We start from the raw sequence: 13,272 nt of genomic DNA on the forward strand, positions 1-13,272 counted from the left end.
GGTTGTTCATTCAAATAACAATCCCTCTGTTTATATAATTTATTAATCTTCGATTTCAATTCTTTCGATATTTGCTCCTAATTTCTTGAATTTCGAAACAATATCGTCATATCCTCTGTCAATATGATAAATGTCTGTTACATTTGTAGTGCCATCTGCCACAAGTCCAGCCAAAATCAAAGCCGCTCCAGCTCTCAAATCTGTAGATTTAACAGTAGCACCTTGAAGAGAATCGACTCCAGCAATGCTCGCTTCATTTCCTTCAGTTGCAATAGCAGCGCCCATTTTTTGAAGTTGTTCCACATGCATAAATCTATTTTCAAAAACAGTTTCTTCTACACTACTTTGACCCTTGCATACAGTCATCAACGCCATAAATTGCGCTTGCACATCTGTAGGAAAACCAGGATATGGCAAAGTTTTAATCTTCGTTCCTTTTAATCTGCCAGTGGAAATAACTCTGATAGAATCTTCGTCCTCGTTTTCGATAACCTCGCAACCAACTTCACGAAGCTTTGCAATAATCGGCATAATATGAGATGAAATACAATTTTTCACAGTAACATCTCCACGTGTAATCGCACTTGCCACCATAAAAGTCGCAGCTTCGATTCTATCTGGAATGATAGTGTGTTTTGCTCCACCTAATTTGTCAACGCCGACAATTCTAATTGTAGAAGTACCAGCGCCACGAACCTTCGCTCCCAATTTATTCAAGAAACTTGCCAAATCTACGATTTCTGGTTCCTTCGCAGCATTTTCGATAACTGTTTCTCCCTTTGCCATCGTCGCTGCCATCATAATATTTTGAGTCGCACCAACACTAGGAAAATCCAAATAAATTTCCCCACCAATCAAACCATCCTTTGCGACAGCTTCTATCTTTTCATCTGTCGATTCAATCTCAGCACCCAATGCCTTAAATCCTTTTAAATGCAAATCCACAGGTCTCGAACCAATCGCACATCCTCCTGGCAAATACGTCTTAGTTTCACCAAGTCTAGTCAACAAAGGTCCCATCACCAAAAATGATGCCCTCATCTTGTTCATTAATTCGTGTGGAGTCACAGAATTATTGACATTGCTACTATCTATCTCAACCTTATTCTTATCCAAATAAGTTACTTTTGATCCCAATTCTTCTAAAACTTTTAATATAATTGAAACATCCTTTAACTTTGGAACATCTTCTAAAATTATCGGTTCAGTTCCTAAAAGAGATGCTGCTATAATAGGAAGCGCTGAGTTTTTGGCTCCGTCAATCTTGACCTCGCCTTTCAAATTTAAACTTTTTTTTACTTGTATAACTTCCAAAATAACCTCCATCAGTCATTCGTTTTTCTTATTTATATATAAAGTATTATATCATATCCATTTATCGTTGACTAATTTTTGAGGGTTTTACAAATCTTTTTACAAAACAAAAGCCCCCTTCGGTAAGGAAGCTTTTGTGAAATTTTATTTAGTTTTTTCGTAAACTATAGTGTATTCAGGATTTTCACCAATTTTATTTACTCCTAGTAATGTTTGAAGATTTCTGTAATCTGTATAGTCCACGCCGTCAGTTAATTTTATTTCTGTTTTATCTGAATTACGAACTATTTTAACAGGTCTGTAGTTTTCAATCGCATCTGGATAAATTCCCGCTGCGCATTCTCCAAAGAAGCTGTACGATTTCTTTTCTACAGAATTTTTGATTGTGCTACCATTCACATCGACGTAGTTTATTTTCAACTTTGTCTCTTGGTTTTCCAAATCGAATTTTCCATCATTAGTTTTTCCAGAAGCCAATATATTTGCACGAACTACTACATTTTCATCGTAGTTTTTGCCATCAACTGCAACTTTGTATGTGAATGTGTGATCTCCAATCAAACTTCCCGGTCCAATTATTTCCATTGTTTGATAATTTCCATCGCCATCAATTCCAATCAATGCTGGAACTACCATCTTAAATGCTGCAGCTCCTAGTGAAGGTTGGTTTACGATGTACCATTCAACCCCTTTTTCATCGAAAATTCTAACTCTAGTTTTCTTTGCTTCTAAGTTTGTTCCATAAACGTGAGTAAATGTCTTCTTAGATTCTTGATTTGTTGGTGTTTCACCGTAAGTTATATCTGGAATTTCTCCTTTATCTGTAGAAGTTGCTCCATAAGTTTGAATTTTCATAAATGCAAGTGTAGAGGCATTTACATCCTCGCCGTCTGCAACCAATGAAATTACGATTGAATTCGCTCTGGATCTTGGATTATTTCCAGGTAATTTTTCGAATTTTCCATTTATTTCTGGTTTGTACAAAATTTCGTACGAAACAGTTCTATCTGTTTTATTTTCTGGAAGGTCGAATGTTATAGTTTGTTCATCACCAGTTCCAGAAATTGTTCCTTCAACTTCTGGTTGTTTTCCTTCTTTTGAAAGTTTTGTTTGCATTACAGCTTTTACTTTTGCATCTTGTGACAAATTCATTCCATTAACTTTGACAGTGACTTTTTTGTTATTGTTAGTGATGACCTTGTCACCTTCGATTGTAGCTTGACGAACGATTGGCTTTCCAATATTGATAAAATAATCAACATCTTTGTTCAAGCTTTCAGTTCCTTTTTTTCTAAATACTCCTTGATCTATTTTAATTTTGGCTTTTTTAGTGCCAAGACTTTTTACCTCTAGTGGCTTTTCAAGTGTAACTACGAATTTCTTATCTGACAACTCAATAGTATCTTTGTCTTTTAATTTTTCATAATTTCCATCAGCGTTTTTATCAATGCTACTTCCAGCTTTTAAGCTTCCATCAAATACTTCTTCAATTTCTTCATCAAAACCAACTTCAATTATCTTGCCGTCTTTTGATGCGTGAACATAACTTGGCATTATTTCTTCATACGACGCTTCATCTTCAGTGTATTTTACTCTGAAATATGCTTCGTAGGATTTGGAAATGTCTGTATTATCTCTTACCAAGATTTTGTATACATCTTCTTCATTGCCTTTTGTTAAAATCGGATTATCTGCAACAATTTGCACGAATTTTCCTGAATTTTCAAACGTTGGTCTTATACTATCGTCTTTTACAAATTTTCCGTTTTCAAGTCTATAGAATGAAACCCTCAAATTATCTGGATTTACATTCTCACCAATTATATTAGCTTTTAACTTTTCTTGTTCATTTTTTAGAATTGGTGTGAGAACATTGATTTTTTCAATAGTTGATTTTGTGTTTTCAGATGCATTTTGTTTTATTTCAACCGATTTTTCATAGAAGTTATTCTTAGATCCAGTTGAAGTGGCATAAATTTTGTAAGTTTTTTCTGTTGCTTCTTCATTCTTAGGTGCTTCAAATTCCAAAGTTCTCCTTGCACCATTTCCACTAACTGTAATTTGTGGGAAAGTTTCGTTTCCTTTATCATCAACCATTTTGACTACGAATTTGTCATCGGAAACATTTTTAAAACTACCCATTGCTGTTAATGTAACTTTTCCACCTTCTGCATCCAAATTTTCTATATTTTCTAGTGATAAATCCATTATTCCTTCAGGAATTTGTTCTTCTGTATCTGATTTTTCTTGTGTTATTTTTACAGTTGCTTTTGCATAATCAGTTTTAGATCCTGTGGATGATACGTAAACTGTGTATTCTTTTTCCTTTGTTGTTGTATTTTTAGGAATTTCGAATGAAACAGTTCTCATATTCTTATTTACATCACCTGAAACATCTACCTTAGGGAATGTTTCGTTGCCATCGTTGTCGATAAGTTTTACAACAAATTTGTCATTCGTAATTCCTTTCAATATACCCATTACTTTAACTGTCGCAGTAGAAGAATCCTTTGATACTTTGCTTGAAGTTTGTAATATAAGTGCTTGAATATTTTCCTCTGCAACTTTTTTGTCTTTTGTTTTGACATACAACGTACAGTCGCTTTCAGGCATTGTAAATTGGTAAGAATCTCCTACTTGTTTGAAGTTGACAATCATCGGATCTCCACCTTCATTCAATCCACTTATAGAAAACTGTGATATTTCTTTTCCAGACTTTGCTTTTACTACAACAGTGTCTCCCTTTTTAGCTTGTGATTTTTCTTCTCCATTTACAGTTATCACAACATCCTGATTGCTCGAATTAATCTTGAATGTTTTTTCAACTTCTTGTGTTCTCGAAGCTTTTTCTTGAGCTAAAGTAAATTCTGCTTTTTTGAAGTTTTCCTTCTTTCCAGTTGATGACACGTAAATCTCGTATGTTTTTTCCTTGTCAGTAGTATTTTCTGGAACTTTGATATCTATAACTCTAACAGCACTTGATACCTTACCAGTAACTTCAATTTCAGGATAAGTTTCTTTTCCATCTTCATCAACTAATTTCACTATGAATTTGTCACTTGGAATATTGTTGATTTGACCACCAACCCTAATCTTAGCAATAGCATCTTTTACTGGAAGATTCGAAGTTGTGACTTCTTGAATAATCGCTATTTTTTCTTCTTCAGGTGTTTCTGGTGTTGGAGTTTCTTCTTTTCCAGCTTGTTGAATGATTACTACATTAGATTCAACGAACTTGTCTTTTTTACCTGTTGATGTTGCATATACTTTTAGTTGTCTTTCTTCTGGTTCTTTGTTTTCCGGAACTTTTATTGTTACTTTTCTACTTGTGCTATCTCTAGTATCATCTACAACTATTTCAGGATATATTTCGTTGTTGTTTGAATCTACTAATTTTACAATAAATTTACCAGGTTCTACTCCTTTTAAATCTCCCATTATTCTTACATCAACATCTGTTGCTTTTTCTGTTATGTTTTTTTCAGAAATTAGCCTAATCATTTGTACACCTTCTGATGCAGGTGTTTCTGGCTTTTCTTCTGGTTTTTTCACTTGTAATTTTACGTCATTCAAGTTCCATTTGTAAACTTCTGCAAATTCAACTTCCAAATTAACATTCACAGTTTTTTCGTCATTTGCTTTTAAGAATTCATCTGTAACTTCTAAATTTATTTTGTCATTTTTTACATCAAAAGTAGCTTTTACTCCTTCTACATTAGTTGTTACATTTACAAGTTCAGATGCATCTTCCATTTCAAAAGCTTTGGCAAATTCATTAAATAAATTTCCTAGTCCCTTATATTCTGTTTCAAATGAAACTTTGTTGTTATCAACTGTAACTGATTGAGTTTGAGTTACATTTTGACCATGGAATCCAATGCTTCCTGCTCCTTCTTCTTGTTCCATATATCTTGGTAAAATATAATCAGCTAATTTCGAATAATCCTTGATTTTATTATCCGAAAAATCTAGATGATTTATTTTTTCCATTCCAAGAATTATATCTACATTTTCGATTCTGTTTGCAGACACGTCAAAAAATGTCAACTTAGTTAAGTTCTTTAGAGAAGAAATATCTGTAATTCCATCGTAGTTTATCCTCTTTTCTCCTTCTTTTTTAACCTTAACATTATTGTGAAGATCCAATCCAGTTAAGTTTGTCAAATCTTTAAGTGGTTCAACATTTTCAATTATATTGTTGTACAATTTTAAGAACTCTAAATTTTTAAGGTTCGCTAAAGGTGATACATCTACAATTCTGTTTCTTTGAAGTTCCAAATATTTCAAGTTTTTCAAGTCTTTCAATGGACTAATATCTGAAATCTCATTTTCATTTACTTTTAATTTTTCCAAATTAGTAGCGTATTCAATTCCTTTTAAGCTCTTCATGCCTCTTGTTACCATGAATTTGAAATCTTTTGTATTGGATAAATCTTGGGCTTTTCCTAGGATTGAAAATGTGTTTTTGGATTCTTCTGTAAATATTGGCTTATTAGTCTTCTTGTCTAAAAATATGGATACTTCCTTCAAAGATTCCATTTCTTGTTTTGTAATGCGTTGATTATCTTTTCTATTCACATCCAAGTTTTTATTCAAAACCTTTAATAACTTCGCATCTTCAATGTCTACATATTCTGGCTTTTCTGCTTCTGAATCTTTCAAGTTTACAAGTTCAATACTATAACTGTACACTGGATCGGAGTATGATTTACTATCGAATGAATATTCCAATTTCAAGCCTTCGATATCTTTTAGCGTCATACCATCTTCCAATGTAAGTTTGATTTTGTTGTTTTCAGTTACTTCTGCTTTAACTTTAGGATTATCTGATTTGATTTCTTTGAATTTAGTGAATATTTTGTCTATTAACTTAAATGGATTATCGAATTCTACAATATTTCCGTTTAATTTGACATCTGATACTGTTGTAGATAATTTGTCAGCTTCTAATGAGTAAATACTTTCTGCTTTAAGTGGTGTCAAGTCAGTAATTTGTGTTTCGCTTACATTGATATCTCCCAATTGCTTCAAATCTTTTGCTACTGAAATGTCTTTAATAGGATTGGAATGTACATCTAAATTGTACAATTTTGCTAAATTTTTAAGCGATGCTATATCTTTTATTTGATTTTTGGATAAATCTAACATTCCTAATCCCGTTAAATCTTTCAACGCTTCTACTGATGTAAGTTTATTACCAGACAAGTTTACATCATTTAATTTCGTTAACGTAGAAATAGAATCTATAGATTCTAATCCGTTTTGAGCAATGTATAATTCTGTTAAATCAGTAAGCTTAGATGCGTCTATTTTTGTAATTTTATTATTATTTAGATTCAACGTTTGTAGTTTTGATAAATCTGCAATTGGTGACACATCTTCTATTTGGTTATTTTCTAAGTTCAAGTAATTCAATTTTGTATTGTTTTGTAATGAAGATATATCTTTTACTTTGTTATTATTGGCCATTAACCAATTCAAGTTCTTGTAATTTTTAGTAACGGAAATATCGGAAATTTCATTATTTCTAATATCAAGATTTTCAACATTTATTAATTCTTTTAATACTGATATGTTGTTAACTTTGTTTACTGAAATATCTAAACTTTTAAGATTTTTCAAATTATTAAGAATGGATACATCTTCAATTTGATTGTGAGAAATGTATAGTTTTTCAAGTCCAGTTAAATCTTTTAATGGCGTTAAATCTTTGATTGCATTGTGTGATAATCTCAATAATTTTAGCTTCTTCAAATCTTTCAATGGTGCTAAATCATCAAATGACTTAGAAGAATCATCTGGATTTCCACTAATAGTAAGTGTTTCCAAGTTTTTCGCAGCTTCCATACCTTTGATGCTATTAAATTCTAATACATTATAGTTTTCATCAAATGATCTATGACCAAAAGATTGAAGTTGTTCCATATCTTTTACTGTCAAATCTGTTGCATTTGGGTCGATTCTGTAGTTTTTGTCAAGCAATTTAAAGTTATATTCATTTATATCTTCTTCAACTACATCTTTTCCATCGTAGTTCTTGAAGAAATTTAGAAGTTTTTCTTTTAATTTTGCATCACCAAATTCTACAACTTTGTCTTCTGGTTTTTCATATGGTTTTTCTTCTTCACTCTTTTTGTGTGCTTTGATGATTTCTTCTTTTAATGCATTAACGCCTTCTACTGTTTTAGCTTTGTTAATTTGGTCAATGTACACTGGTGATGTTATTCCATTTTCTTTTAATTCTTCAATCGCTTTTTCTTTGGCTTCTTTTAAGGCTTTTTCTTTTGCACTATCATCTGGTTTTTCTTCCGGTTTTTCTTCTTCACTCTTCTTGTGTGCTTTGATGATTTCTTCTTTTAATGCATTAACGCCTTCTACTGTTTTAGCTTTGTTAATTTGGTCAATGTACACTGGTGATGTTATTCCATTTTCTTTTAATTCTTCAATCGCTTTTTCTTTGGCTTCTTTTAAGGCTTTTTCTTTTGCACTATCATCTGGCTTTTCTTCCGGTTTTTCTTCTGGCTTTTCTTCCGGTTTATCTGGTGTTGAAGGATTGTCTGGTGTTGGTGTTACTGAAGGTGTATCTGGTTTATTGTCTTCAGTTATTTCCACACTAGCAATTTCTTCAATTTGTTTTGAAGATACTGATAACTTTCCACCTACTACTGTGATTTCTTTTGTTTTGTTATCTTTAACAATTTGTTTGATAAATTCTGTGTGACTAGGGTCTGTAAGTAGTATTGGTTGATTATTTTTATGGGCCAATGGGGCTACTGACAATGCATCAGGATAGTTTCTTCCGTCTGCCAACACAAACTTTTCTAAATTTCCGAATTCTTTTGCGATTATCAAAGCTGTTTCATAACGGTCAGCTCCTGCTAATCTTCTTGTGTTTTCTAATCCTTTTATATTAACAGATTTTTCTCCGCCGAAAATTAAGGAGACCTTGTCCTTTGTGATTCCTTTCGGTAAATTGTGTCCATCTGTCAAAATAATTGGCAAGTTTTCTTTTGTGGAAAGTGGTGTTGCACACAATGCATCTGCAAATGTTAATCCACTTGCGAGTGCAACTTTTCCGTTGGGATTTAAGTATTTGTACACTTCTACTGAAGTTTGATATCTGTCTTTCCCTGCTAATCTTTTAACATTTTTTAGCCCCTTGACATTTACAGATTTCTCTCCACCCACTATTATTATTTGCTCTGGGTTAAGTCTATCGACTTCGTCTTTAATGGCTTGTGGAAGCTTTTCTTTTTGTGTCAATAATACTGGTGCATTTTCCTTGTTAGCCAAGCTTCCTGCAACCAAACTATCTGCAAAATTTTCCCCACTGGCAAGTACAACGGTTTTTATGTGATTTGGGAATGTTCTTTGACTGATTTTTGCTGATGTTTCGTATCGATCAGCCCCCGCAATTCTATCTACCTTGATTTTGTTTTGTTCTTCTGCGAGAACTGGTGTGAACGAACTCATTACCATGCTCGCCGTCAGAATTACTCCTAAAAATTTCTTCATATAACCTCCTATTTTTCATACATGTTTTATTATATATTGAAGAATTCCTATTGACCAGCGATTACTTATTGAAATTTTCTATAAATAGATTATTCTTCTTATTTTTATGTATAAGTGGTATAATTGTGTAAATGATTGAGGAGGAAAAAATGAAATTAACTACAAAAGATTTGACTAAAATCGGAGTGTTTGGTGCTTTGACTATTGTACTTGGGCTTACTCCTTTGGGAATGATTCCGATTGGACCAGTTAGAGTGACTACACTACATATTCCAACTATTGTTGCTGCTTTGGTTGCAGGTCCATGGGTTAGTTTATTCGTGGGATTATTGTTCGGTTTGTTTTCATTGGTAAATAATATTATTGCACCGACAATTCTTTCATTTATGTTCTACAATCCATTGGTTTCTGTGCTTCCAAGAGTTTTGATAGCTGTTGTGACTTATCAAGTTTACAACAAATTAAGAGACAAAAACGATGTGATTCGCTACGGAATTCCAGCGATTTGTGGAAGCGTTATGAACACAGTTGGCGTTTTGGGAATGGCGTTTATTTGTCATTCAAAGCAAATCGAAAGCGTTATGCATGTTAAAGCGCAATATTTTCTTGGAGGAATTGTCGCTACGAATATGCCTTTTGAAATCGTGATATCATTCGTGTTGGCGATTTTGATTGCAAAAAGTGTAAACAAAAACAAATAGTTCAATTAAAAAATCCACAAGATTTTGAAAATCTTGTGGATAATTTTTTGTTTTAATCTTCGACGTCATCACTGATGTTGCAAGATCCCAAAAATCTTCTTCTGATATCTTGACCAGTTTTTGTTCCTGCAACTCCACCCATTCCTGTTTCTCTCAATGATGGTGGAAGAGTTTTGCCGACTTTTCTCATTGCTTGGCACACTTCTTCAAATGGAACTATACTTGTGATTCCTGCCAATGCCATATCAGCACTAATCATTGCGTTTGTAACTCCCATTGCATTTCTGAATGTACAAGGATATTCTACAAGTCCTGCGATTGGGTCGCATACAAGTCCCAATACGTGTAGAATTGCAAATGAAGCTCCGTGGAATACTTGTTCAATAGATCCACCTCTTAAAAATATCAACGCACCGGCTGCCATTGCCGCTGCAGATCCTGTTTCCGCTTGGCAGCCTCCGTCAGCGCCAGAAAATGTTGCGTATTTTCCTAACAATTGTCCAACACCGATAGCTACTAACATTGCATCGATAAGTTCTTCATGTGAGCAGTTGTATCTTTGTTTAAAACTCATAAGAGCTGCTGGCAAAATTCCCGACGAACCTGCAGTAGGTGATGCTACGATTTTTCCCATAGCCGCACTGATTTCCAATGTTGAAAAAGCCATCGCCATTGCTTCTGCTGTAAATTGTCCTACTATTGGTTCATTTTCATTTGCATAAACGTGCATTTTATGTGCAAATCCGTCTATCATTTTTTGATTAGTCACTGAAGGTGTTTCCAAGAAATCTGTCGCAGATTTTTCCATAACATCTAGCATATGTGACAATTCACTTCTGATGAATTCTTCAGATTTGCCAGTTCTTTCATTTTCTATTTCTATAACGTATTCGTAAAAAGGTCTGTTTTCCTTCTTAACAGTATTGATTATTTCTAATGATGTATCAAACATAAACTCTCCTTAATTTCGTTGAATATATTTTGTGAAAAGAAATCTATCGTCTTTTAATAAATTTTCTGTCAAATCTTCGCCGATATTTTTGTCTAATTCAACAATCAAAGTTACTATTCCGTCATGTTTCAACGTCTTCATTCCTTCGATGTTGTAACCATTTCTGGCAAGTTCTGAAGAAATATCCGCAATAATTCCTCTTACATCCACGTATTTCAATAAAATTGTAGGATAGCTTCCTGTAAATTGAACAGCTATTCCGTTGATATCTATGATTTCAATATTTCCTCCACCGATTGATGAGCCAACGATGTACATAGTAGTTCCATCTTCGTATGTAAATGTAATCTTCGCAGTATTTGGATGCACATCCCCTAAGTCAGCTTCTCTGAAAACATAGTCAATTCCTCTTTGTTCAGCTATTGCAAATGAATCTCTAAGTCTAATGTCGTCTGGTTCAATTCCCAATACACCAGCTAACAAAGCTCTGTCTGTACCGTGACCCTTGTAAGTTTTCGCGAATGATCCATGAAGATCAAACTCAACTTTTTTGAACTCATTTCCAGCAATCAAAAGAGCAGTCTTTGCAATTCTACAAGCACCTGCAGTGTGAGAGCTAGAAGGTCCAATCATTACAGGTCCCAAAATATCAAAAATATTATATTCTCCCATAAAAACCCCCTAAGTATTTTCCTTAACAATTATATCATATCAAATTCAGTGGATAAAGAAAATCAGGAAAATTTTCCTAAAAAAAAGAGAGGCCCAAAGCCTCCCTCAATTTTATTTAAAAAATCCTGCTGGATCATTTGATTCATCTGCAAACCAAATATCAGCATATCCACCGTTAATCGAAATTCCCATCACGCTAATAGTGTTCCAGTCATCTTCTCCAACGATAACTGCGTTGTGACCTTGGGAATTCTTCCAAATATTAAGCGCTCTTGCTGCTGCATCATCTGTTGTGAAATCACTCATTGCAGAAATTTCGTATCCGTCAACTTTGAAGTTTGTCAATTCTTTTGGTTTATTCCACATACCTTCTTGGTATTTGTGATCTGGTGTATACATTACCGGTTTCCATTTTCCGTGATTTGACCAACTGTGAAGATTTGCTGCTATTCCTCTACTGTCCTTCCAACTTTCGCTGTAATATTTGTTTTGGTCGTTGTTGTGAGTTCTTGCAACAAATGTCAATGACTTAGAAACTTTTAATGGCTTTAATCCTTTTGATTTACGATAGTCATTGATTCTTTTAGCTAATTCTTCTTCTCTTAATGAAAGAGGTGTGTTGATATTGAAGTTAGAAAGATTAGTGTCTTTTACTCTTTTACCTTCAGCACTTGGTTTTTGTTCTGGTTTCTTTTCTGGTTTCTTTTCTGGTTTCTTTTCTGGTTTATATTCACCAGTCAGTTTTTGGAATTGAGTTTTTGAAACTGATTTTTCTCCACCAATTATAGTTACTTGCTTAATTCCATTTTTGTCTATAAATGATTTTATGCTGTCAATTGCAGAATCGTCAGATAATAAAATTCCTGAATTCATTTTAACTGCAAGTGGTGCTGCTGACAAAGCGTCAGGATAATCTCTTCCATCAGCGATAACGGCTTTTTCAGTTGTACCGATTTGTTTCATTACTTCTATTGAAGTATCATTTCTATTCTTGCCGGAAATTCTTGCTACATTTTCCAATCCTTTAATGCTTACAGAATTTTTGCCGCCAATTATAGTGCTGATGTTTTTTGCTTCAACGCCTTTTGGCAAGGTTTTTCCGTTAGTTAATACAAGAGTGTTGTTTTTTGAAATAGCGTAAGGAGCTGCGGACAACGCATCAGCGAACTTTTCACCATTAGCCAATACGATATTGTTCTTAGCATTTAATGCTTCAGCTACTTTTGTTGATGTTTCGTATCTGTCATTTCCTGAAATTCTAGTGATTTTTTTACCTTGAAGTTTTAGTGTTTTTTCTACACTTTCAGATACAGATCCTTTACCACCGATAATGATGACTTCTTTTGCTCCAAGTCTGTCGATTTCTTTTTGTAAATCGGAAGATGCTCCGGCTTTTTCAGTCAATAAAATTGGTGCTTGATCAGCAAAGTTTCCAGCAGTCAATGCATCGGCAAATTTTTCTCCACTAACCACTACAACCTTGTCACTTTTCGAAAAGGCATGTTTACTAATTTCGATTGACGTATCGTATCTGTTGTTGCCCTTAATTCTTTGAACATCCACGCCTTTAGCTGCAAATGACACTTGTGGAACAATGTTAGCTAACATCATTCCGGCTAACATTAAGCCTAAAATTTTTTTGTTTTTCATAAATTTTCTCCTTCTAATTATTAATACTGGGTCACTTTTCGTTTAGGATACCGTTTTTGTATTTACAATTATATTATACACCATAAAAGCAATGAAGTTAAAACTTTTTATTGACGCTATTTCCTATCAAAACAGTCTACAATTATTTATAACAAACTATTACAATTTGTGTTTAATTTTTTCCAATTTCAGATTTAGAAATCAACAATTTCAGTGAGTACGATATGCGTGCATGAAGTTTTCAATTTTATCGTTCCTTACTTAAAAGATTTTCAAATATAGCAAACATTCATGCTAAGAATATCATACGGATGAAATTGCTTTGGTTTCAAATTGAAAAAATCCGTCAAAAATTTGACCGCGTAAGCAAAGCGTGCTTCAAATTTTAGAATTTTGAGATTTAGAAATCAACAATTTTAGTAGTCTAGATGTTCGTGCATGAAGTTTTCAATTTTACCGTTACTTACT

6 protein-coding genes are annotated in these 13,272 nt (G+C 33.5%); 1 reads left to right on the plus strand and 5 read right to left on the minus strand.

What is annotated here, in order from left to right:
* Positions 1–42: 42 nt before the first annotated feature.
* Both murA and GKF99_RS08665 read right to left on the minus strand, forming a co-directional pair.
* Positions 43–1,314 (minus strand): UDP-N-acetylglucosamine 1-carboxyvinyltransferase, encoded by a 1,272-nt coding sequence (murA, locus tag GKF99_RS01840; protein ID WP_154272527.1) that lies wholly within the window; start codon positions 1,312–1,314, stop codon positions 43–45.
* Positions 1,315–1,458: 144 nt separating this feature from the next.
* The gene (locus GKF99_RS08665) at positions 1,459–8,829 is read right to left on the minus strand and encodes a cell wall-binding repeat-containing protein (protein WP_241673552.1); all 7,371 of its coding nucleotides are present in this window, start codon (positions 8,827–8,829) and stop codon (positions 1,459–1,461) included.
* 149 nt (positions 8,830–8,978) lie between these two features.
* Between GKF99_RS08665 and GKF99_RS01855 the strand changes: the two genes are divergently transcribed.
* Positions 8,979–9,530 (plus strand): ECF transporter S component, encoded by a 552-nt coding sequence (locus GKF99_RS01855; protein WP_002835767.1) that lies wholly within the window; start codon positions 8,979–8,981, stop codon positions 9,528–9,530.
* A gap of 52 nt (positions 9,531–9,582) precedes the next feature.
* On the opposite strand, the gene sdaAA is transcribed toward GKF99_RS01855, so the two are convergent.
* From sdaAA to GKF99_RS01870, 3 genes are all read right to left on the minus strand, one after another.
* A complete protein-coding gene (gene sdaAA, locus GKF99_RS01860) occupies positions 9,583–10,482 on the minus strand; it encodes an L-serine ammonia-lyase, iron-sulfur-dependent, subunit alpha (RefSeq protein WP_094207715.1) in 900 nt (299 codons plus the stop codon).
* A gap of 9 nt (positions 10,483–10,491) precedes the next feature.
* A complete protein-coding gene (sdaAB, locus tag GKF99_RS01865) occupies positions 10,492–11,154 on the minus strand; it encodes an L-serine ammonia-lyase, iron-sulfur-dependent subunit beta (RefSeq protein WP_094206362.1) in 663 nt (220 codons plus the stop codon).
* Positions 11,155–11,265: 111 nt separating this feature from the next.
* Positions 11,266–12,804 carry a cell wall-binding repeat-containing protein gene (locus GKF99_RS01870; RefSeq protein ID WP_154272528.1) on the minus strand — a complete coding sequence of 513 codons (1,539 nt, stop codon included), beginning with the start codon at positions 12,802–12,804 and terminating at the stop codon, positions 11,266–11,268.
* Between the last annotated feature and the right edge of the window lie 468 nt (positions 12,805–13,272).

Source organism: Finegoldia sp. BIOML-A2, from assembly GCF_009678315.1.
GTDB classification, from domain to species: Bacteria; Bacillota; Clostridia; order Tissierellales; family Peptoniphilaceae; genus Finegoldia; species Finegoldia magna.